Below are 23,027 nucleotides of genomic sequence, written 5' to 3' on the forward strand. Positions count from 1 at the left end.
TGTCATGAATCGCCGATTGCCCCCATTGAATGCCCTTAGAGCATTTGAAGCTGCTGCAAGGCATTTAAGTTTTACGAAAGCGGCAGATGAGCTTTACGTAACGCAAGCCGCAGTTAGCCATCAAATTAAAAGTTTGGAAGAGTATCTTTCGATCAAATTATTTTTACGTAAGAATCGTTCTTTGTTACTTACAGAGCAGGGACAAAGCTATTACCTTGAATTAAAAGAACTGTTCGAATCACTACACTCAGCTACTGAGAGGCTTCTCGCGGCAGGCGCTAAAGGTGCTTTAACTGTGGCCATGCCTCCAAGCTTCGCCATCCAATGGTTAGTGCCTCGGGTGAACCAATTTAGCCAGCAATACCCTGATATAGATGTGCGAATCAAAGCCATAGATTTTGATGATGGTTTCTTAGAGGACGATGTTGATGTGGCAATCTATTATGGGCGAGGCAAATGGTCAGGGCTAAAAGTAGACAAACTTCATACTGAGTATTTGACACCTGTTTGCTCGCCAATGCTATTTAACGGTACTAAGCCTTTAGATAGTCTCGATGATCTTAAATACCATCGTTTGTTACATGACAGTACCCGCGAAAGTTGGAAAACGTTCATTAGACAATTTCATGTTAGCGGCGTCAAAGTCGAGCAGGGGCCCATTTTTAGTCACACTATGATGGTTCTTCAAGCCGCGGCACTTGGGCAAGGAATTGCGCTTGCAAATAGTGTGTTAGCACGACCTGAATTAGCTTCTGGACGATTAGTCTGTCCATTTGAAGAGCGTTTAGTGAGTAAAAGTAGTTATTATCTTGTTTGTCATGAATCTCAAGCCGAGTTAGGTAAAATTGCGACTTTTCGGCATTGGTTGTTAGAACAGGTTAAAGAAGAGCAAGATGGGGAGCAAGATGAAGTGCTTAATTGATCGTCCTGAAAAGCCGTTTGCTCGGTTTATTTTTGCCCATGGAGCTGGCGCGAATAAACATAGTGAGTTTATGCAACAGGTTGCCGAATTACTCTGTCAAGGTGGAGTAGAGGTTGTACGCTTTGACTTCCCATACATGCTTCGAGCAGCGGAAAAAAATAAACGCCAGCCCCCTGATAGAGCTAATATTTTGCTGCAAGATTTTATAGAGATGATAAATAGTGCCGATACAGAGCTACCATTATTTATTGGTGGTAAATCCATGGGGGGAAGAATGGCCTCGATGCTTGAGTCACTTGCTCGAGTTAAAGGTGTTATTTGTTTAGGTTACCCTTTTCACCCACCAGGTAAACCTGAAAAGGAACGCACTGAACATCTATATTTATCAAACGCACCTATACTGATTATTCAGGGGGAGCGGGATACATTCGGGAATCGCAGTAGAGTGGAGTCATATCCACTCCCTAAAAATATAGACGTTCAATTCTTAGCAGCGGCAGACCATAGTTTTGTACCGCTTAAATCGAGTGGAATTACAGCCGTTGAACATATTAATTCTGCAGCCGATAGAATGATAAAATTTATGAAGGGACAAATATGAAGTTTTTATTAATGTTCGCTGCTAGTAGTGCAGCGCTATCAGTATTGCTCGGGGCTTTCGGGGCGCATGCATTAAAGACCTTGTTAACTGAGAATTCGTTAGGCTACTTTCACACTGCTGTGCAATACCAAATGACCCATAGTCTTGCTATGTTGGCATTTTTAGTTTTTTACAGTTTTTGGAAAAATGAGTGGTTAATTTGGGGAGCACGTTCGTTTGCTTTTGGGATTATTTTTTTTAGTGGCAGCTTATATACGTTAGCATTGACTAACTTAAAGTGGGTTGGTCCAATTACACCATTGGGTGGATTATGTTTTATAGCCGGTTGGGTATGTTTATTAGTGGCAGCTTACGAATATGAGAATTAATTCTCTACTATTATATTGCCGAGCAGGCTTTGAGGCTGATCTGTGCACTGAACTGCAAGAACAGTTGAGTAAGCTAGGTGTATTTGGTTATCCACTGTTTTCCAAAAAATCGGGTTTTGTCCGATTTATCTGTCATCAAGATGGAGATCCAGAAAAAGTTATTCAACAACTGGCCGTAAAAGATTTGGTCTTTGCTCGTCAAATGTTTGCGTGCACAGAACCTATTTCTCTCACTGATACTGCAGATCGTATCTCTCCCATCTTAGAAAATTTGCAAGACCAAAGTTTATTTGGTGAACTGCGGGTTGAACATGCAGACACTACGGATGGTCGCGAACTATCTAAGTTATGTCGAAAGTTAGCGGTACCATTACGACAAAGTTTACGTAAAAACAACTTACTGACAGCAAAAGAACAAACTAACAAACCTTGTTTATTTGTATTTTTTGTCACTGGTGTTGAAGTGATTCTTGGATTCTCTAATCCTAAAAAGCACAGTCCGTTGCCGCTAGGCATTTTACGTTTGCGTTCACCTTCATCTGCACCCAGTCGTTCAACCCTTAAATTAGATGAGGCCATTCAGGTTTTTATCCCCAAAGCTGAGATGCAAATCCGTTTTGAACCAGGTATGCACGCCGTAGATTTAGGGGCATGTCCAGGTGGCTGGACATATCAATTGGTGCAGCGAGGGCTTTTTGTGCAAGCGGTTGACAATGGCGCTATGGATGCAGCTTTGATGGAAACAGGGCAGGTTAGCTACTTTCCTGAAGATGGCTTTAAATACGAACCCCGTAAAAAGAATGTTCATTGGCTAGTTTGCGATATGATTGAGCAACCCCAGCGCGTGGCGAAACTTATGGCTAACTGGCTAATTAAGGGATGGTGTAAAGAAGCTATTTTTAATTTAAAGTTGCCCATGAAACAAAGGTACGAATCGGTTACCCAAGCGAAGCAACTTGTGCATGAAATGATGGACAAACATGCGATTAAATATGAATGGCAAGCGAAACACCTTTATCACGACCGAGAAGAAGTGACCGTTCATATTAAAACCCTCTAGCGTTTTAAAGCGCGACTTTCAGCTTAGGCTTATCCGCTTTTATTTAATGATTAGTTTTTAAGCTGTCGATTAATTGCTTTTTTTAAGGCTTGCCACTGTTGTTTTATTCGTGTTCTATTACTCGATTTTTGAGCATTGGTGTTTTGCTGATAATGATGGCACATATAAATATGCGTCACATTGCTAAAAGGTTGGTGTAGTGAATTGGGAAGCTTGTTTTTTACACTATTGGCAAAGTCTAGTGGCCCTTGGGATTTTGCCCGGTAGATTTTAAGCTTGTTCAAGAGCTTTTCTGATTTTTGATAGTACAGGGTAATATGATCAGGTTTTTTGCGATGTAACGATGGCAGAAAGAAAAATGCCAATAAAAGCACGATCAAGCCGATCACACTGAGTCCAAATAGGGCTAACTTTTTTGGGGTCAACTCGCCAATTAATGATTTAATTAAGTCTTTTTGGGAGTTTTTATCGAAACCTAACACCCACTTGGTCCATACGAAATCAATATCTTTTAGTAAAAGCCTAAACTCATTTAACCAAGCTATTGCGCTATAGCGACTAAGTGAGAATGGGGAGTCAATCAATTCTGCTGCTTCTTCTATTGCTGATCTTAACCCATACTCTACTCTATCAGGAGCTACCACTGCAGTTGGATCATAGCGCTGCCACCCCAAATCTGAATGCCATGCCTCAATCCATGCATGGGCATCATATTGATACACACTCATGTAATTTTGCTCACGCATTTCGCCGCCTTGATAACCTGTCACTAAGCGAGTTGGAATCCCTGCAAGTCGCAGAATATACGCCATAGCAGAAGCATAGTGGGAACAAAACCCTTGCTGTTGTGCAAATAGAAACGTATCTACAGTATCTGTTTGCATTAACGGAGGCTGTAAGGTGTATTCAAAAGGTTGCTCAGCAAAATATGCCAATACTTGGCGTATGAATTCCTGATCATCGGGATATTGCGATCGCAGGTTATTAACCCAAATTTGAGTTTTGGGATTTCCTGTGTCCGGCAGTTGCAAATTAATCCGCCTGTCTACACTATAGATAGCTTGGTTAAGAGGTGTCTCGGGATACGATCGCAATGTATATTGAAAGTTACTTACCAGCGGCGTGTGACTTGTTAATTGATATTCGTGGCTTTGCCAAATCTGGTTTGCACTCTTGGGACCTTCTGGAACGCCAACATCAATACTATATAACCAGTTTTGATGGGTTGGCTCAGCAATAACCTCATAGCTATAGAATTTTCCAGTAAGTGTGGGAGTGAATTCTTTATTAAACCGTTTGTACTGGCGCTGAATCGCTTTTCGTTCTGCAGATACTCGCCAAGTTTTACCGTCGAACTCTTCCATAACCAGAGCCCGCCAATAGCGTTCTTGAGGGACAGGGATGGCGCCTTTGAATGTTACTCTAAATGCTAATTCTGCACTTTGAGACAACTGCGCAATATCTCCAGGAGTGACCTGTTCTGCTAATCCGGTTTGATGCGATTTGGCCGTGGGCATTTGCCACAATGGTCCTATTTTGGGCAGTACAATAAACAATAAGGCGGTGATAGGTAAAGCCTGCCCTGCCATAATCGCGATTCTTTTTAAATTAGTGTCAAAGCCGAGGCTAGGACTGATATTGCAGGCTAGAGAAAGCAAAAGCAGCAATGTTAGGAACAAATAAAAAATGCTAAAACCTATGCTATTTTGGAATATAAAACCGCAACCAATCAGGAAGCCACAGCAGGTTATTAATTGATAATAATCTTTCATACTGCGTAACTGCATTAACTTTAATGAGCAGGCTAAAACTAACAGGTTTATCATGCCTAGAAGTACCCCTAGCTGGAAACTAAAATAGGCCAGTACAATTGCACTTAACAGTGCTAAGAGGTTGAGTGTACGTACAGATGGAGCATGCTTGTGTAACTCTAAGTACAGTGCGCTGCGCATCACTACAGCGCACACCACTAAAATGAGAATCCAGCCCATTACTGGCTCAAGTAAACTCAAACTAATACACAGAAATACCATAGTCAGTATGATATGAGCATGATTTTTAGCAGAAGAGATCATCATTTAACGCCTTCCAAATAAGGCGTGTGCAAAGCGAGCGCCTTTAAACAGGCATATTGATGTTCTATTCCACTACTAGGCGCAATTTTAAGGTTACCCAAGTCCAAACCAAATACACTATTGTTTCTAGTTAATTCAATAACTTGAAAGCTCAGCTCGCTGAGTTTGTGTTCTAAATCATGGGAATTTAGCGATGCCAATATTAACCAGCCTGTTGCACCTGATTGATTGGAAAACTGTTTGGAGATCATGCCTTGGCCTTTGGCGACTTGTTTCCACGCCACATGATAAAGGGGCTCACCTTGTTTGTATGGCGCTAGGCTATCAAAATCATCGTGACCTTTGAGCGACGAATCTGCTTGGTTGAGGTGCACTGAGTCTTGTTTATCAATTAGCCGAACTTTGCTAGCCAAAGGTTTGGGGTAAACCACAATATCAGATGAAAAAGCTAGGTGAGTCCAACAACTGATTAATCCCAGAGGAAAAGTACTGGTTAGTGTGACTCGGGGTAATTTCAATCTACCTCTTTGTGGGCAATCCAAAGGAAGGTAAATAGGATTCGAAAAATTGTCCAAGTCCACATTAATATTATTTTTCACCTTCCAAAAATTCAGTTTAAGGATTCCGTGGGAAACTTGTTTATTATTGTTAAACCAGATTGGTATTTGTAGCTTTTCCCCTGCAAACCCATGTTGAATTTTACCCAATTGAATTTCCAACTTGGCAAAATTTAGATATGCGATAAATAAATTCAGAAGGAATAATGAGACTAAAAAATAACATAACATTATCATTAAGTTATTTTGATAATTGGTTCCTAAAATAAATAAACCCACACATAACAGGATAAACAATCCTCCGAAACGCGATGGAAAAATGAAAATACTACGGTAGTTCAATTTATAGTTATTGGCTTCAGGAATGCGCCTATCTAACCATCTCAGTGCAGTTGATTGCCAACCAAACATATTAGGCTGCCAACGGGTCAATGGCTTCTAGTAGCCGATCACTCAAACTCGTTTGCCCATTAAAGTCGGACAAAGCTGCGCGCATTCGATGTTCTGCTACCGACGGTAACACCGCTTGGGTATCTTCAGGTATGACGTAATCTCTGCCGTGCAAAAATGCCCAGGCTTTGGACGCTTGCATCAGTGCCTTACTTGCTCGTGGGGACAAGGGATTAGGGAAACCTTCGTTTTCACGGCTATGGGTTACTAATTTTAGAATGTAATCCAATATGGCATCAGATACATTGACCTTATTTATTTGCTCTTGCATTTGTGTAAATTCGGCAACAGTTAAGCAGGCTTGTTGGGATTTTTTAGTCCCGAAATCTTGCTCCAAAAGCATTTTCTTTTCAGCTTGCCAATCTGGGTAACCTAATTGAATACGCATTAAAAAACGATCCAATTGAGATTCAGGTAAAGGGTAGGTCCCTGATTGATGCATTGGGTTTTGTGTCCCAATAACAAAAAATGGGGTAGGTAAAGCTCGTGTTTCACCGTCTAGACTAACTTGTTTTTCTTCCATGGCTTCTAACAAAGCGCTTTGGGTCTTGGGACTAGCGCGATTAATCTCATCAGCTAAAATCAATTGATTGAAAATCGGTCCTGGATGAAATTGAAAGGATTGTTTGGTGCTATCAAAAATGTTTAAACCCAGCATATCCGCAGGCAATAAATCAGAAGTAAATTGAATGCGGGAAAAATCCAACCCCAATACTGCCGCAAGTGCATGGGATAGGGTAGTTTTGCCCATTCCGGGTAAATCTTCTATCAACAAATGACCATTAGCCAATAAACAGGTAAACGCTAATTTAATCTGTTGGTGCTTGCCAATGACTTGTTCTGAAACCTGACTTATCGCATTTTGCAATTGTGGGTGCATAGTTGGCAATACCTTGTTTTTTATTTTAGTATTTGAAAAGAAACAGTTACTCTATTTAATTCTAGACCATGCTGAGAGTCGTGTAACTGTCAGGGTTAATACTCACGTATAGATCTTATTCACTTTTTTATGTCAGCGTGTCAAGAAGCCAACTTAATCACAATAAACGGCAGGAAAGTCAGCCAATTAGAACAGAGAAGTGAATTTTTTACTGAAATAAAAATGTCATTAGTCTTATAATAGTGGCACTTTTAAATAGCAGTTATTAGAAATATGAAAACGATTACTATCGACGACGAATTATATGGATTTATTGCCTCTCAAACGAAGCATATCGGTGAAAGTGCTTCAGATATCTTGCGCCGAATTTTGATAGATGAATTAGGCTTAAAAGCAGGGGAAAGTCCTAGAGTTGATGTATCCAAGCCAGCAGAAGTAAATAAAGAAGTCAAAGATATAAATAAAATTAAAAAAGTTCGTGACGTGCAAGCAAAAGAGCAAAAAAACACTGATGAGGTGGTTGATGCAACGTCGTTGTTCGATTTATTGAACCAAGAGACTTTTGATCAACCCATGAGCAAGGTAGAACGTTTTTTAAAGATGTTGGGCGCTTTACATCAAACCCATCCGGATCGTTTTAATGCGGTTTTGGAAATCAAAGGTAAAGGTCGACTCTATTTTGCGACTGACAAAAATGTATTATTAAAAACGGGCAGCAGTACTAACCCAAAACAAATACCCGGTTCAGAGTATTGGGTAGTCACAAATAACAATACAGAGAAAAAATGTACTATGCTAACCAATACCGCTGCTATCTTAGGGTATTCTAAAAGTAATGTAGAACGCTTAGGTAAAATATTTAAAGCCTAAACTCACTCAAACTCACTACTAGGATTATTATGGCAATTCATCCACAGGCAGGACAGCCGGCAGCTCCAGAACAACTAGTCAATGTAGCGCGCTTAGTCAGCGCTTATTATTCCAATAAACCGAATCTAGACGATCCTACACAAGCTGTGGCGTTTGGGACTTCTGGTCATCGTGGTAGTGCTTTTTTAAATACGTTTACGGATGTCCACATTGCGGCTATATGCCAAGCATTGGCGGAATATAGAAGTATTCAAAATACTAGTGGTCCTATGTACATTGGTATGGATACCCATGCTTTATCAGAGCCTGCTTTTATTACTGCTGTGGAAGTTTTAGCCGCAAATCAGGTCAACATGATAGTGCAAGAAAAGCGAGGCTATACCCCTACACCGGTCGTTTCTCACGCTATTCTTAACTACAATCGCGGTAAGCAATCCGGCTTGGCAGATGGGGTGGTGATTACACCTTCGCACAATCCTCCCGAGGATGGTGGATTTAAATATAATCCCACTCACGGTGGTCCCGCAGACGGAGATGCCACAAATTGGATCCAAGATAGAGCGAATCGCATTATTGCCGCAGGATGCAAAGAAATTAAGCGCATGGACTTTGATGCAGCAATGAAATCAGGGTTTGTTCAAGAGGTTGATTTATCCGCACAATATATTAGCGAACTTGATCAAGTCGTTGATCTCAAAACAATATCTGAAGCTGGTTTAAGTCTTGGAACAGATCCTTTGGGTGGAGCTGGTTTAGGCTATTGGGACATCATCGCCGACCGTTACAATCTAAATATCAAAGTGGTTAATAACAAAGTTGATCAACAATTTGGATTTATGCACCGCGATAAAGATGGCAAAATTCGTATGGATTGTTCATCGCCTTACGCCATGGCTGGACTCATTGAGCTCCGTCAAGATTTTGATGTCGCCTTTGGTAATGATCCTGATTTCGACCGTCATGGAATAGTCACTAAGACCGCAGGTTTGATGAACCCTAATCATTACCTTGCTGTAGCCATCAATTACCTATACCAGCATCGCAGCGACTGGCCTAGCAATTTGAAAATTGGTAAAACCCTTGTTTCCAGCAGCATGATTGACCGTGTCGCTAAATCTCTGGGACGTGAATTAGCGGAAATGCCAGTTGGTTTTAAGTGGTTTGTACAAGGTATGTTAAACAGCGAATTCGGTTTTGCTGGAGAGGAAAGTGCTGGTGGAATTTTCTTACGCAGGAATGGTCAGCCTTGGGCTACAGATAAAGACGGCATTATTTTATGTTTATTAGCGGCTGAGATCATGGCGGTTACCGGCATCGATCCAGGCGAACATTATCAGAAACTGACAGAACAGTTTGGCTCGCCAAGTTATAAACGTATTGATGTTGCAGCCAGTCATGAACAAAAACAAGTATTGAGTAAGATGGATAAGTCGGTAATTACCTCTACAGAATTAGCGGGTGAGAAAATTAACAATATCCAAACTCATGCGCCAGGTAACAATGCCGCTATTGGTGGCGTGAAAGTGAGTACCGAAAATGGTTGGTTTGCTGCACGTCCGTCTGGTACAGAAAACGTTTACAAGATCTATGCAGAGAGTTTTAATGGCGAAACACACTTAGATAGTCTTTTAAATGAAGCTCAAAACCTAGTGGATGGTGTGTTTAAATCCAAAAATGTTTAATTAATGTTTGTTTGCGGTTCTATTTTAGTTAAATAACTCGTGTTTTGTAGAATATTTACGAAAATAGTCTAAAAATTAACATTTATTTAATAGAATTGATTTGGAATTCCTGCTAAAACTACGTTCATACTGAAAACTGTAATTTTATTACAGTTTCGAATTGAATAGAAAGTCGCAAAAGTGGGAATTCCTGTCATGCCAAAAGTTAATCTTAAAAGTAAGGCTCTAAGTGAGCCTGCAAAATTAGACAAGAGTGATATCAAAGAAGCAATTGTTCGTCACCTTCATTGTTCTTTAGGTACAGACGAAAATAAAGCCAACAACCACGCTTGGTGGAAAGCGGCATGTGCAGCCGTGCAAGAACAAGTCCTTGAGCGTTTACGCCGCACCCAGAAATCCCACTACCTAAACGATACCCGAGCCGTTCACTATTTTTCCGCTGAGTTTTTAATGGGCCGTTTAATGTCCAATAACCTGCATAATTTGGGTTTATTTGAAGTGACACAACAAGCCTTGCAAGAGTTGGGGGTCAGTCTTACCGATGTGATGGAAGAAGAACCAGACATGGCACTAGGTAACGGTGGGTTGGGACGTTTAGCTGCTTGTTTTATCGATTCATTAGCGACAATGGACTTGCCCGCAGTAGGTTACGGAATCCATTACGAAAATGGTTTATTCCGTCAAGAAATTAAAAATGGTGCGCAAATAGAACGTCCCGATAGTTGGCGTGACTATGGTAATCCTTGGGAAATATGCCGTCCTGAATCAATTCAAGAAGTACCACTATTTGGTTATGTGGAAACCAAATATGGTGAAAACGGTCGCATATTAAAAGAATGGCATCCTGGTTCTATTGTCAAAGGTATTCCATGGGATATTCCAGTCGTCGGTTTTGGCGGTAAAACGGTAAACGTCCTGCGTTTGTGGCAAAGCCAAGCGTCAAATTATTTCAATTGGGATGTTTTCAATGCGGGTGGTTATGTTGATGCCCAATCAGAAAATGTGCAAGCTGAAACCATTTCTAAAGTACTATATCCAAATGACGAAACCGAAGCGGGTAAAGAACTTCGTCTAATTCAGCAATACTTTTTCTGCGCTTGTTCACTAAAAGACATTATACGACGCTACAAACGTGCCCATGGTGATGATTGGAGCCGTTTCTCGCAACAGGTCGTGATTCAACTGAATGATACCCATCCAGCTATCGCTATCCCTGAATTGATGCGTATCTTGGTTGACCGAGCAGAACTCGATTGGGATGACGCTTGGGCGATTTGCCATAAAACCTTTGCTTATACTAATCATACTTTGCTGCCAGAGGCATTAGAAAAGTGGCCGGCCAGAATGATTGAAAAAATACTGCCTCGTCATTTAGAAATTATTTACGAAATTAACTCCCGCTTTTTAGCTGAAGTAGAAAAAAAATGGCCTGGCGATAATAAAATTAAGCAAAAGCTGTCAATTATTGAAGAAGGCAACAATAAAATGGTACGCATGGGCAATCTATCCGTGATTGGCTCATTTGCTGTTAATGGTGTGGCTGAAATCCATTCCAAGTTAGTTAAACAGAATCTTTTTCCAGAATTTGACCAAATGTGGCCAGATAAACTCACCAATGTAACTAATGGCATAACACCTCGTCGTTGGCTAAAAGCATGTAATCCAGAACTGTCAGCATTAATTGATAAGAAGATTGGTACTGATTGGCCGTTAAACTTAGAAAAATTAAAAGACTTAGAAAAATTTGCAACTGAGGCAAAGTTTCAAAAACACTTTATGAAAATTAAGCTTAACAATAAAATCGCACTTGCCAGTGAGGTGAAAAAATTAACTGGGATCGACATCGATCCTAAGGCCATATTTGATGTGCAGATTAAACGTTTACATGAATATAAGCGCCAGCATCTAAACTTGCTGCATATTATGGCTCTGTATCGCAGATTATTAGAAAACCCAGCCTATGACATGCAGCCTAGAGTCTTTCTTTTTGGAGCGAAAGCTGCGCCAGGTTATAAATTAGCCAAAGACATTATTTACGCGATTAATATGGTTGCAGAACGAATTAATTATGACGAGCGGGTAAACAAAAAATTAAAAGTGGTGTTTTTACCCAACTATCGAGTCAGCTTGGCTGAAAAAATGATCCCTGCTGCTGATGTTTCCGAGCAAATTTCGACAGCCGGAAAAGAAGCATCGGGTACCGGAAATATGAAGCTATCGCTAAATGGTGCTTTGACTATAGGTACGATGGATGGTGCCAATATAGAGATTGCTGAGGAAGTGGGCGACGAAAACATCTTCATTTTTGGGTTAACGGTTGAGGAAGTCGATAAATTACACGCCAAAGGTTATAACCCATATGATTACTACTACCAAAATGCGGAACTCAAGGCCATTTTAGATTGGTTAGAAACCGACTATTTCACGCCTGGAAAGCCTGGTGCTTTATCCTCATTGAAGCATAGTTTGCTTGATGGTGGTGATCCATATTTAGTGTTAGCAGATTTCGAGGCATATTCGCAAGCTCAAAATAAAGTGGATATAGCCTATCGAGACAGTAAAGATTGGGCTCGCATGGCAATTTTAAATTGTGCCAGAATGGGTAAATTTACTTCCGACCGCTCGGTTCAAGATTACGTAGATCGAATCTGGAAGTTAGATGCATGTGAAGTAGAGCAATCATTTTGAACCTAATAGACTTAGATAGTTGCTGCTAACCTAGCACTCATATGGTTACAGTTTAGATTTCAAAACCGCTGATACGTTATTAAAAGGCTCAATTTTTCAATTGAGCCTTTTCTTTTGCCCTCAGATACGTATAGAATCTTAGTAATTGCCTAGCAGTGCGCCTAAATAAGAAAAATTAGAATGGGTCAAGCTCACCAAACGTTAGCAACTATCCCGAATCGATATGCATTTTTAGATCGCATAGATGAAGCGGTTAAACTCGATAACAAATTATCCTTAATGTTAATCGATGTCGTACGCTTTTCAGACGTTAGTAGTTCCCTTGGTTATCAAGTCGGCGACATCATTTTGTTGGCGATAGCTAACCGCATCAAATATTTATTTGGACGAGAAGTCCTATTCGGCAGAATGAGTGGTGATATTTTTGGTATTGTCATTCCAGGACGTCATGGAGACAGACAACTTCGTTACCACTTCAATCATTTAGTCGAACACTTTAAAACGCCTATTAACATTGATGGGCACGCCTTTATCGCTGACTTCAATGTTGGTGCTGTAGCCAATGAAGCGGATAATCAAGATACCATTAAATTACTGGCTGCCGCAGAGTCTGCGTTAAAACAGGCTAAAGAAAATAAATATGAGAATTTACATATTCTTAGTATGAGCCAAAGAATGCATAGTGGTCGTTCTTTAGCGTTAAAAGCCGATTTGAAACGCGCTTTTCAAAATGATGAATTAGAAATTTATTTCCAACCTAAAGTGAATTTACAAACCCTAAAGATTACTGGTGCTGAGTGTTTATTACGATGGAATCACCCGTTAGACGGCGTGTTGTTTCCCGGTGCATTAATCGAAGCTGCTGAATCTTATAATATGATGAACGAATTGGGTAACTGGACGTTGGAAAAAGCATTTCAAAGTGCGGTCTTCTTTAAACAGCAGGGCATAGATATTGTTCTGTCGGTAAATATGTCGCCCACTCAACTTTACGACTTCAAATTCATTCCTAAATTACGGGAACTGCAGAAACTTTATGATATTGATTTGAACTGTTTAGAACTTGAGTTAACAGAAGATGTGGCGCTGTCTAATTCGTTAATGGTTAAACGTCAGTTATCTGAAGCTCGAACTTTGGGAATGAAAGTATCGGTGGATGACTTTGGTAAAGGTTATTCGAATTTAGCCTACATTCGCGATCTGTCTATTGATGCGATAAAAATAGATAAAACATTTGTTATGAGCTTGGAAGACAATCCGGTGAATTTGGCGATTATTCAAGCTGCCCAAGTGATTGGTCGGGCACTGAAATGTGACATAGTGGCAGAAGGAATTGAAAGTGTAGAACAAATGCAAATGTTGCGAGAGATTGGCATTGAATGTGGGCAAGGATTTCTTTTTTCTAAGGCCATTAAGCGTGACGATTTTGTGCAGCTGTTTTACACAGATTTGATTGTTGGAACGTCAAAGACATTTTTGTCTAGACCTGCTTAAGCACGGCTTATGCTGCCAGTTAAATGACAACTTGCTATACTTTCATGATTTTAACAGTTAAGAGGTTCTATGTTAGTTGAGAAACTTACCGTATCAGGCCAATTTTTGGCGCTTTCCAGATTCGATCCTCAATTATTTAAGCATCCCGTTGAATTCATTTTAGCCAATGGCGTAAAAGTCAATATTAGCAGTCCTGGAATCATTCAGTTTACCCCATCAGGCACTTCAAAAAAGGACATAGTTTTATCCTGTGGTGTGCATGGCAACGAAACGGCTCCGATTGAAATATGCGACGATTTAGTTGCACAAATCCTACGTTTAGAACTAACTCCACAACATCGGCTTTTGGTGATTTTTGCTAACTTACCTTCAATGGATATCGAGAAACGTTTTGTCGTTGAAAATTTAAATCGCCTGTTCAGTGGTGCTCACACAACGTCCAGTGGCGAGAATAATCAGGAGCGTCAACGAGCCAAAGAGCTTGAGCAAGTTGTGGCGAATTTCTATACCCAAGGTAGTGCCTCGTCTGAGCGCTTACATTACGATTTACATACAGCCATTCGTGCTTCTAAAAACGACAAATTTGCGGTTTATCCCTTTTTACACGGAAAACAACATAGCCTTGAACAACTGGCTTTTTTGTATGCTTGTGGCGTCAATACATTTTTGCTTTCTGAAAGTCCTACAACAACTTTTAGTTATTACTCTTCCCACCAATTTGGTGCTCATGCGTTTACTGTTGAGTTGGGTAAAGTGCATCGTTTTGGCGAAAATGACATGTCGAAATTTGCTGCAGTGAGAGAAACCTTGACCGCTCTGATCGTCAATAAAGAATTAAATATACCTGCATTTCCACCTCAAAAAACCTATATTTATCGGGTTAATCAGGTGATAAACAAGCAGCAACCAGATTTTAAATTACACTTCGATAACGATACCCCCAATTTTACTGACTTTAAAAAGGGACATTTGTTAGCCTCTGAGACGGGTGCCGAATATCGCTGTGAGTTTGATAATGAAGCCATTGTTTTTCCGAATGAAAATGTGGCAATTGGACAACGGGCACTGCTAACAGTAGTCGCAACAAAATTATAAGGAGAAAGCATGCACAATGCTGATTTCCAACTCGATCCGCAATTGGCCAAAGATTGCTTTGAAGTATGTAATTTACCTCTGAGTAAAATCTTATTGTTAAACGACTATCAATACCCCTGGTTTATACAGGTGCCCCGCGTGAATAAAGTCACCGAGATAATTGATTTGAACGAAGCGCAACAGAGTCAGTTATGGTACGAGTCAAAAATTCTTAGTGAATCGATTAAACACTTGTTTCAACCATACAAATTGAATATCGCGGCCCTTGGTAATATGGTTTCCCAATTACATATTCATCATATTGCTCGATTTCAACATGATGTCGCATGGCCCAAACCTGTGTGGGGTGTGGCTGCTGCCAAACATTATGAACTGAGTGATTCAAACAGTTTGATTGAAAAAATGTCTACATTATTGGGAGATAAAATATGTTAGTAACGACGACAAACAATTTAGATGGCAAAAAGATTGAGCACTACTACGGTGTTGTAGTGGGAGAAGCCATTATGGGAGCGAACATACTCAAAGATATTTTTGCTTCGATACGAGACATTGTAGGCGGGCGTTCTGGTTCGTACGAACAAGAGTTAACCAAAGCCCGCAAAATTGCATTTACGGAATTAACCGAAGAAGCCAGGATGATGGGCGCGAATGCCGTTATTGCCGTTGATATTGATTATGAAGTGATTGGCCAAAATGGAAGCATGTTGATGGTTAGTATCTGTGGTACTGCGGTCAAGTATGTGGATTAAACCTTACTAAATTATTGTCGCTTCCACCATTTGTTGCTGACTTCCATAACGCCATTGTGCTTCAACAAATTACGCGCGATAAGGCAGTCTTGTTGATTTAAAAATTGTCCCAACTCAATGCTGATATTTTCATCGGTTAAGATCATGTGTGGTCGGTCAAATGAGCTTTCAGCTTCGATGACCGACAAGTGTGTTTTATGCCGTTCAAACTGCCAATTGAAAATGGGATATTGAATTCCACATTCAATTATTAGGGTTTTTGGGTTGATGGTAATGATTTGTTTGCTGTAACAATGGCGATTCACTTTATGCATTAAAAAGGCAAGTAAAGCGACCTCAAATCCGGCAAAAGGTAAAATTAGCCACATCCCTAACAATGTCCAAATCGACGCGATTAGCAGTACACATAGGGCCATAATAAATACAATCATTTTGGCTTCAGCCCAAGTAGCAGAACGATTTGGGCTCAGCGTGATCGTTGTGATATTGTTTTGCGTAAAATGCTTAACCATAATAATTTGAAACGCGATACACTGAGTCGCCAAACACCTTTAAGATACTGCTATGTTGCACGTCATAACTGCCAATCAAATCCGATGTTTCCTTTTTGTAACCTGGTTTGGTGTATTGCTTTTTCAAGCAGAACCACTGTTGTTAATAACAGAGTATAGCGCTTTTGCAATTTTAGGTGTGGTGGGCGCTATTTTTGCCAACGCAACAGGCGCTGGTGGTGGTGTGATATTTGTCCCATTTTTTAATCAATTGGGATTCGATTCCAATTCTACAGTGGCAACCAGTTTTGCCATTCAATGTTGTGGGATGACAGCTGGCGCCATAACTTGGTGGGCATTTTATCGCAAACAGCATATTGATGATAAGCATTGGCACGAGATCAGCAAAATACTCAAGCTAACAGTACCTTTTTCTGTATTGGGCATTTGGCTTGCACAACTATTTCAAGCTGCCCGAGGTGGAATAGGCGAAGCTGAGCAATTACATGCAGGTTTTGGCGTATTCTCTATTGGTTTGGCGATCGCGTTATTTGCGAGTATTCCTTTGCTTAAAAAGCAGTCCTTTTCCTCTGACTTAGCACGGTTTGATTGTTATGCCTTGACGATAATCGCATTTATCGGAGGCATCATAACAGCCTACTTATCAATTGGAGTGGGGGAGTTAGTCGCCATTTATTTAATCATTCGTAAATTCAGTATCACTTTTTCCATCGCTGTAGCCGTTATTCTAAGTGCTTTTTCAGTGTGGAGCGCCATCATCTATCATGGCTTTTTTAGCGTTGACGTTTACTGGCCTGTGGTTTTATTTGCTGGAGCTGGCGCGATTATCGGTGGTATCTTGGCTAAGCAAGTGGTGTTATATTTTTCAGCAACAAATTTAAAAATCTTTTTTGCCAGTTGGGTGTTATTTCTTGGCTTCAGCGCATTACCCTACTGATGCTCGATTCTGGCAACTAGATTTTTCTAACAAAAGCGCGGTATGCAAGAATCTATTCAATACAATATAGTGAGTTATAAGAATTCAGCGACCTATAAAGCCGACTGGATTGCGTGTGAGCAACCCTTGGAAATTTGGTTGAAATTTTATAAAACGCCGAACCAAACCGAAAAGCTTTATTTGCATTCCACCATGCGTACTCCTGGTGATGACATCCATTTGGTTAAAGGCTGGTTGCTTTCTATTGATTTGGTTTCCCTTAACGATATATTCAGTATTGAACATACTGGCACAGACAGATTAAAAGAAAATCATAGCAATCGGATCCTGATTACTCTGAAACCGGGTGTATCTGTTGAATTATCGAAATATAAGGCGAACCCATTGTCCGTTTCTAGTTGTGGTGTCTGCGGACAACAGAATATCGACAAACTGCTAGAAAATTTGTCTCCTATCGATGAACAAAATAGGGTTTCATTAGCGGCAAAGTCGATATGTGATTTACCGAATAATCTGAGATTACAACAACCGGTTTTTTTTAGGACTGGCGGTGTTCACGCAGCAGCGCTGCTGGATCACAAGGGATCTCTTGTAGGAACCAGTGAAGATATTGGTAGGCACAATGCGCTGGATAAGTTAATTGGTAAACATTTAGCCCTTTTACCTGGCCAATATGCGGTGCTATTGAGCGGTAGGGTGAGTTTCGAAATGGTGCAAAAATCAGCTAGAGCTGGTATTAGTATGATTATTGCGGTTGGCGCACCGACCAGTTTGGCCGTAGATTTATGTAAAGAATTGGATATTGCACTGATTGGATTTATCAAAGCGACGCAATTTAATCTGTATCATGGAGAAAGGCAGTTAATTTAAACAGTTTAGCTAACAAAAAGGACTTTTTGAAAATGGATCATACCCCTAAAAACTATGTGCAAATTGTCAGTCCAGTCTGGGCTAAAGACGCAATTATATACCAAATTAACACCCGCCAATTCACCTCTGTGGGCACTTTCAATGCAGCCCAATCACACTTCCCACGTTTAAAATCCTTAGGTGTCGACATTTTGTGGATTATGCCAATTCATCCTATTGGAGTTAAAAATCGTAAGGGCACACTAGGGAGTCCTTATGCGGTGCAAGACTATTATGGTGTGAATCCAGAATTTGGTGATTTGAGCGCATTTCAAGATTTTGTCAAAACCGCCCATTCATTTGGTTTCAAGGTTATTATAGATTGGGTATGCAATCATTCTGCTTGGGATAATCACCTAGTTGAAGATCATCCAGAGTGGTACGCTAGGGATTATAAGGGCGATTTTACGCCAACACCTTGGTGGGATTGGGATGATGTCATTGACTTTGATTATCAAAGTATTGAATTACGTGAGTATATAGCCAAAGCGATGCGTTATTGGGTTGAAGTGGCTGACATTGATGGATTTCGGTGTGATGTGGCCGGTTTTATTCCAAATGATTTCTGGGCAGCTGTTAGGGCTGATTTAGAGACCATTAAACCGATCTTTATGTTAGCTGAGTGGGAATCCAAAGATCTACATCAAAATGCCTTTGATATGACCTATGCGTGGAGTTGGAATGAAATCATGCATGGTATTACGTGCAATGGTTTACCTATTAGTAAACTTTTTAAATACTACTCTTGGAACGAAAAATCCTATCCAGCTGAAGCACATCGAATGACGTTTGTCAGTAACCATGATAAGAATGCATGGGATGGTACTCAGCAAGAGCAATTTCAAGATGGCCTAGAAGCCGCTATTGTGCTGTCGGTTATTGGTGAAGGTATGCCACTTATTCACAATGGACAAGAAGCCGGTGAAACAAAACGCTTAGCGTTTTTTGAAAGAGACCCGATTCACTGGCAGGAACATCACATTGGTGATTTATATCAACGATTAATTCAACTTAAAAAATCACATTCCGCGCTACATAATGCCCAGTGGGGCGCGCGGATGATTCACGTCGCTAATTCTGAGCCAGAAAGAATATTCAGTTTTGTGCGGACCGATAAAAATAGTAAAATTTTTGTCGTATTAAATTTATCAAGTCACTCGCTGCAAGTGAATTTCACTGGAAGTTTGTTTTTAGGTGAGTACGATTCTTTTTTCGAAAATAAAAGTTTAGTGTTTAAGCAAGATTCCGAACTGACAATAGCACCATGGGGATATCAAATTTATGTCAATTGAAAAAATTAAACCCGAAACAACGCAAGTGTTAATGGTCGATATACAACAAAAATTGTTTGCTCAAATGAGTAATCACCAAATGATGTTGCGTCGCAGTCTTACTTTACTGGCAACTGCTCAGATATTTCAAATTCCCATTACGGGCGTAGAGCAATATCCCAAAGGCTTAGGTGAAACCCACGAAATGTTGCAGCCTTATGTACAACATAACTTTACCAAGACCGCATTCTCTGCTTTTGGGCAAAAAGATTTAGTCGCGCATCTTGATCACATCCGATCATCAAGTGACAAGCCAAATTTGTTGCTCTTAGGGGCTGAATCCCACGTTTGTTTATATCAAACTGCCATTGATGCTCTCAAGGCGAACTATACAGTTTCCATTGCGTGGGACGCTACTGCTTCTCGTTATGAATCCGATCGGGAATTAGCCAAGCAGCAATTAATCGCAGCTGGTTGTAATTTGGTTTCAGTGGAAATGGTGGTTTTTGGGTGGTTGAAGGATGCCAAACATGAACATTTTAAACGTGTCAGTAATTTACTTAAAGCCCACTAATTAAAAATAAAGCCCCCTAATAGCATTCAAGAGATTAGCAGTAATGGCGAAACATAAAGCGCAATTTGAAATGACCAGTTATGGTCTCTATGAAGGGTGGGACAACAACAGTAAAGAATTACCATCGATTCGCAACTTTACCACCAAAATCCCAGCCACTTTAGATGTGGAATTTGGTTTTATATTGGAAGTTAAAAAAGGCAAAGGATTACGGTTAGATTTCACTATTTATCATCCAAATATCCCAGATAAAAAAGGCAATGTTATGGAACCGTTTAGCGGTGATGTTTATGTGCGAAACAATAACTGGGAGTTCTATTTAGGTGATACTTTATGGGCACCTATTGACGACAAAGTCGGGGACTGGCGTATGGTAATTGAGTGTGACGGCAAAATCGTGGCTGAAAAAACATTTACCGTTTTAGAAGAGTATGCCGATGGCGAGATTCAATTTTGGAAAAAACGCGGTTACTGAAGCCATTTTTGTAAACAGACATTTTATTCTTTAAATGAGCTTCGCTGTGGATAAAAAATGAATCACAGTGAAGCGGGTTGATGTTCTGATAGGTCTTTATATCTGCTCGTTACCCATGGCGATGGAGTGATACTGCACTGTACTTTCCTATTGCTAATTCGAATTGGCGTATTTTCTGAAGATTAACTTTAAGAAATTTAAATGTATTAACAAAACTAATCTTCTCATTACAATTTACTTTCGTAACCATACTTATCAAACTAAGAGCTATTGCAAATATATATTTTTTCATATTATTAGCATACTTCTTTGATTGAAAAGATGTCTGTCCATATGACCCTATTGAATAGCGTTAATAGGTGTTTTATTCTGTCATAATACAAGGTCTTGTACTACGAGTGTTCAGTTATGTTGGCATTAAATGCATCGTTTGCGGGCGATTAAACATATGGCGAACATTCTCTGAAACTTTGCTCAGGCCACCTTTTTCATTTTTACTGACTGGCCCTTAAATGCTCAAATTAACTGTGTTACCCACTAAATTTATACTGTTATCGATTTTTGTCGCATATTTGCAAGGGTGCCAGCAACATAGAACATCGGCAAAAGAGATTGATCTCACAGAGCTGACTATTGCCCAAATTCACCAAGACTATAAAAATGGCGAGTACAATAGCCAAGACTTAGTTAAGACGTACCTAAAACGAATCGCCCAGCATAATGATAAAATTAATGCTATTAGTGTGGTCAATAACGATGCGCTAATGATTGCCGCAGCCTTAGATAAAGAGTTTATACAAACAGGAAAGCTTCGCCCGTTACACGGCATTCCTATTTTGGTGAAGGATAATATCAATACCGCTAATTTACCCACCACCGCAGGCTCTCTTGCGTTAGTCGATTACATTCCCAATCAGAATGCTTTTATCATTCAAAAACTCGTTGACGCGGGGGCTATTGTTTTAGCGAAAACGAATATGGCGGAGTGGGCATTTAGTCCAAAACATACCGAAAGCTCTACCATTGGAATCACTCGTAACGCGTATAACCAAGATTATGTTCCAGCAGGATCTAGTGGCGGAACAGCTGCTGCTATTGCCGCTAATTTTGCAACTGTTGGTTTAGGTACCGATACGGGTAATTCTATTCGAGGACCTTCTTCCCATGCAGCGCTAGTGGGCTTAAGAACCACCATTGGCTTAGTGTCACGCAGTGCCATAGTGCCTTTGTTTCTGCGCAATGATGTTGTTGGCCCAATGGCCAGAACAACCGAAGACGCTGTTCGCATATTAGACGTAATTGCTGGCTACGATGAGCATGATCCGATCACGGCCCATTCGGACGGTAAGATGCCGGCTAGTTATTTGTCGTATTTAAACGAAGATGGGTTGAGTGGAGCACGCATAGGTGTGTTGAATCAACTTAGTGATGACGGCCTTGATCCTGAAATTTTAGCCTTATTCCAACAGTCCCTTCGAGATTTACAGAGGCTAGGGGCAACAATCGTTGATCCAGTTGAGATCCCTAATTTTGATAGTTTAAAAGCCAATCAATGGTGTGCAGAATTCCAACAAGATGTAGAGCAGTTCTTAGCAACCTATGTGAAAAGTGACACCCTGGAGCGCTTAGAAGATATTATCGCAGTTGGCTCCACCTCAGAGTTTGCAAAAGCGAGATTAAAAGCAAACCTTGCTGCAAGCGGTCGTTATGGTGAGTCCAATGTTGAATGCGGAAGTGCTTATTCTGATCCACTGCGCATAGCGTTTAGGCAAGGTATTGAGAAGGTGATGGACGACTTAAATCTAGATGCGCTAATATATCCTTCTTGGAATAACAAAGCCGCTCTTATCAGTCGTTTTGAGGAAGATTACATGGGTGACAACAGTCAAGTTATCAGTCCACACACAGGGCAGCCGGCGTTTACGGTTCCAATGGGGTTCACTTCGGAAAACTTACCCACAGGGCTTCAGTTTTTAGGCAGAATGTACAATGAACCTAAGTTAATACAGCTCATCTATGCCTATGAGCAGGGGACAAAACACAGAAAACCAGCAGAGTTGAATTGAAGCGCTGTTTCAGATTTCGATTTTCAGTGCTAATTAGTGAAAAATATTCAATACGAAAATCAGTCGATAGCTTGAAAAGAGACAAGCTTATTTAGGCTGCAGAATAAACAAAAAAGAGCGAAAAATCGCTCTTTTTTTTGGGATAACATAAAGTGTCTCATTTTAAAGACACCCGATTGTAATTAATTACAATCTGATACGTCACCACCTGTTTTTTCTTTCATTTTGATACAAGCTTCTTTTAGCTTATCAGCGCTAGCTTCTTTCATGTCTTCTATTTCGTCGCCAGCATCTTCCATCATTTCAGAGGCTTTATCTTGTGCATCATCTTTCATTTCTGATGCTTTTTCGCTTGCTGAATCCATCATATCACCGGCTTCATCTTTAACATCGTCAAGATAATCAGCAGACTCTTCTTTCATGTCTTCCATTTCTTCAGTCATTTCAGCTTTAGTATCGCTAGCGGATTCTTTCTGAGCTTCTGAACATCCCGCTAAGCCTAAGCTAGCTAAAAATAATGCTAGTAAGAGTTTTTGATTGATTGTTTTCATTGTGTTTCCTTTAGTCCATTTTAAAGTGCAGTTTCTTTCTTAAGTGACCGAGCAAACGTCATTGTCACAAATAAAAAGATACCGATATAACATATAGCAGAAATTACAGCTGACATTAACTTGCTAGATAAATCGGCAGGTTTGAAAATTGCCACCAAGGTGACAATAGTCGCTAAGATTAACCAGAATAACATAATCGAACTCCTTACTGTGTGCCACTTGAAACAATTGGGTTTTC

The 23,027-nt window shown here is 40.3% G+C and carries 23 protein-coding genes; 17 read left to right on the forward strand and 6 right to left on the reverse strand.

Going from position 1 to position 23,027, the window contains the following annotated elements:
- The first annotated feature begins 4 nt into the window (after positions 1-4).
- Genes KO530_RS20395 through rlmM form a run of 4 tightly spaced genes read left to right on the forward strand, consistent with a single transcriptional unit; the run spans position 5 to position 2,951 of the window.
- Positions 5-922: a transcriptional regulator GcvA gene (locus KO530_RS20395; protein ID WP_216050289.1), complete on the forward strand. Its 918-nt coding sequence runs from the start codon at positions 5-7 to the stop codon at positions 920-922.
- Positions 906-1,523, forward strand: coding sequence for an alpha/beta fold hydrolase (locus KO530_RS20400; RefSeq protein WP_216050290.1), 618 nt, complete (start codon positions 906-908; stop codon positions 1,521-1,523). The genes KO530_RS20395 and KO530_RS20400 overlap by 17 nt, the downstream gene beginning before the upstream one ends.
- Positions 1,520-1,891 carry a DUF423 domain-containing protein gene (locus KO530_RS20405; RefSeq protein ID WP_216050291.1) on the forward strand — a complete coding sequence of 124 codons (372 nt, stop codon included), beginning with the start codon at positions 1,520-1,522 and terminating at the stop codon, positions 1,889-1,891. The genes KO530_RS20400 and KO530_RS20405 overlap by 4 nt, the downstream gene beginning before the upstream one ends.
- The gene (gene rlmM, locus KO530_RS20410) at positions 1,887-2,951 is read left to right on the forward strand and encodes a 23S rRNA (cytidine(2498)-2'-O)-methyltransferase RlmM (protein ID WP_216050436.1); all 1,065 of its coding nucleotides are present in this window, start codon (positions 1,887-1,889) and stop codon (positions 2,949-2,951) included. The genes KO530_RS20405 and rlmM overlap by 5 nt, the downstream gene beginning before the upstream one ends.
- 50 nt (positions 2,952-3,001) lie before the next feature.
- Here the strand turns inward: rlmM and KO530_RS20415 are convergent, their stop codons facing one another.
- The 3 genes from KO530_RS20415 to KO530_RS20425 are packed head-to-tail and all read right to left on the reverse strand — an operon-like array spanning position 3,002 to position 6,913.
- Positions 3,002-5,029, reverse strand: coding sequence for a transglutaminaseTgpA domain-containing protein (locus KO530_RS20415; protein WP_252729380.1), 2,028 nt, complete (start codon positions 5,027-5,029; stop codon positions 3,002-3,004).
- Positions 5,026-5,994: a DUF58 domain-containing protein gene (locus KO530_RS20420; RefSeq protein ID WP_216050292.1), complete on the reverse strand. Its 969-nt coding sequence runs from the start codon at positions 5,992-5,994 to the stop codon at positions 5,026-5,028. Before KO530_RS20420 ends, KO530_RS20415 begins: the two co-directional genes overlap by 4 nt.
- Position 5,995: 1 nt before the next feature.
- On the reverse strand, positions 5,996-6,913 hold the full coding sequence (locus tag KO530_RS20425) for an AAA family ATPase (protein WP_216050293.1): 918 nt from the start codon (positions 6,911-6,913) through the stop codon (positions 5,996-5,998).
- A 273-nt stretch (positions 6,914-7,186) separates the two neighbouring features.
- On the opposite strand from KO530_RS20425, the gene seqA reads away from it, so the two are divergent.
- The 7 genes from seqA (at position 7,187) to KO530_RS20460 (ending at position 15,494) form a co-directional block, all read left to right on the forward strand.
- Positions 7,187-7,783 carry a replication initiation negative regulator SeqA gene (gene seqA / locus KO530_RS20430; RefSeq protein WP_216050294.1) on the forward strand — a complete coding sequence of 199 codons (597 nt, stop codon included), beginning with the start codon at positions 7,187-7,189 and terminating at the stop codon, positions 7,781-7,783.
- A gap of 29 nt (positions 7,784-7,812) precedes the next feature.
- Complete coding sequence (gene pgm, locus KO530_RS20435) at positions 7,813-9,465, forward strand: phosphoglucomutase (alpha-D-glucose-1,6-bisphosphate-dependent) (protein WP_216050295.1); 1,653 nt, start codon at positions 7,813-7,815, stop codon at positions 9,463-9,465.
- Positions 9,466-9,660: 195 nt separating this feature from the next.
- The gene (locus KO530_RS20440) at positions 9,661-12,153 is read left to right on the forward strand and encodes a glycogen/starch/alpha-glucan phosphorylase (RefSeq protein WP_216050296.1); all 2,493 of its coding nucleotides are present in this window, start codon (positions 9,661-9,663) and stop codon (positions 12,151-12,153) included.
- Between the two features lie 180 nt (positions 12,154-12,333).
- On the forward strand, positions 12,334-13,647 hold the full coding sequence (locus tag KO530_RS20445; RefSeq protein WP_216050297.1) for a putative bifunctional diguanylate cyclase/phosphodiesterase: 1,314 nt from the start codon (positions 12,334-12,336) through the stop codon (positions 13,645-13,647).
- A 69-nt stretch (positions 13,648-13,716) separates the two neighbouring features.
- Positions 13,717-14,742: a succinylglutamate desuccinylase gene (gene astE / locus KO530_RS20450; protein WP_216050298.1), complete on the forward strand. Its 1,026-nt coding sequence runs from the start codon at positions 13,717-13,719 to the stop codon at positions 14,740-14,742.
- A 9-nt stretch (positions 14,743-14,751) separates the two neighbouring features.
- Positions 14,752-15,177 carry an HIT domain-containing protein gene (locus KO530_RS20455; protein ID WP_216050299.1) on the forward strand — a complete coding sequence of 142 codons (426 nt, stop codon included), beginning with the start codon at positions 14,752-14,754 and terminating at the stop codon, positions 15,175-15,177.
- A complete protein-coding gene (locus KO530_RS20460; RefSeq protein WP_216050300.1) occupies positions 15,171-15,494 on the forward strand; it encodes a heavy metal-binding domain-containing protein in 324 nt (107 codons plus the stop codon). Before KO530_RS20455 ends, KO530_RS20460 begins: the two co-directional genes overlap by 7 nt.
- Before the next feature lie 11 nt (positions 15,495-15,505).
- Here KO530_RS20460 and KO530_RS20465 read toward each other — a convergent pair whose 3' ends face one another.
- Positions 15,506-16,006 (reverse strand): DUF2244 domain-containing protein, encoded by a 501-nt coding sequence (locus tag KO530_RS20465; protein ID WP_289847931.1) that lies wholly within the window; start codon positions 16,004-16,006, stop codon positions 15,506-15,508.
- A gap of 52 nt (positions 16,007-16,058) precedes the next feature.
- Between KO530_RS20465 and KO530_RS20470 the strand changes: the two genes are divergently transcribed.
- From KO530_RS20470 to KO530_RS20495, 6 genes are all read left to right on the forward strand, one after another.
- Positions 16,059-16,943 carry a sulfite exporter TauE/SafE family protein gene (locus KO530_RS20470; RefSeq protein ID WP_216050302.1) on the forward strand — a complete coding sequence of 295 codons (885 nt, stop codon included), beginning with the start codon at positions 16,059-16,061 and terminating at the stop codon, positions 16,941-16,943.
- Between the two features lie 42 nt (positions 16,944-16,985).
- Positions 16,986-17,813 (forward strand): formate dehydrogenase accessory sulfurtransferase FdhD, encoded by an 828-nt coding sequence (fdhD, locus tag KO530_RS20475; protein ID WP_216050303.1) that lies wholly within the window; start codon positions 16,986-16,988, stop codon positions 17,811-17,813.
- Positions 17,814-17,839: 26 nt separating this feature from the next.
- A complete protein-coding gene (locus KO530_RS20480) occupies positions 17,840-19,144 on the forward strand; it encodes an alpha-amylase family glycosyl hydrolase (RefSeq protein ID WP_436792312.1) in 1,305 nt (434 codons plus the stop codon).
- Entirely contained in the window at positions 19,134-19,697 is a 564-nt protein-coding gene (locus KO530_RS20485) for an isochorismatase family protein (RefSeq protein ID WP_216050305.1), read from the forward strand. Before KO530_RS20480 ends, KO530_RS20485 begins: the two co-directional genes overlap by 11 nt.
- Positions 19,698-19,740: 43 nt before the next feature.
- Positions 19,741-20,172, forward strand: coding sequence for a DUF3859 domain-containing protein (locus KO530_RS20490; RefSeq protein ID WP_216050306.1), 432 nt, complete (start codon positions 19,741-19,743; stop codon positions 20,170-20,172).
- A 512-nt stretch (positions 20,173-20,684) separates the two neighbouring features.
- Positions 20,685-22,238, forward strand: coding sequence for an amidase (locus tag KO530_RS20495; RefSeq protein WP_216050307.1), 1,554 nt, complete (start codon positions 20,685-20,687; stop codon positions 22,236-22,238).
- A gap of 182 nt (positions 22,239-22,420) precedes the next feature.
- On the opposite strand, the gene KO530_RS20500 is transcribed toward KO530_RS20495, so the two are convergent.
- Together KO530_RS20500 and KO530_RS20505 are read right to left on the reverse strand one after the other, a co-directional pair.
- Complete coding sequence (locus tag KO530_RS20500; RefSeq protein ID WP_216050308.1) at positions 22,421-22,789, reverse strand: hypothetical protein; 369 nt, start codon at positions 22,787-22,789, stop codon at positions 22,421-22,423.
- Between the two features lie 20 nt (positions 22,790-22,809).
- Positions 22,810-22,983 carry a hypothetical protein gene (locus tag KO530_RS20505; protein WP_216050309.1) on the reverse strand — a complete coding sequence of 58 codons (174 nt, stop codon included), beginning with the start codon at positions 22,981-22,983 and terminating at the stop codon, positions 22,810-22,812.
- Positions 22,984-23,027: the final 44 nt, after the last annotated feature.

This window comes from Aliiglaciecola lipolytica, from assembly GCF_018860635.1.
GTDB classification, from domain to species: Bacteria; Pseudomonadota; Gammaproteobacteria; order Enterobacterales; family Alteromonadaceae; genus Aliiglaciecola; species Aliiglaciecola lipolytica_A.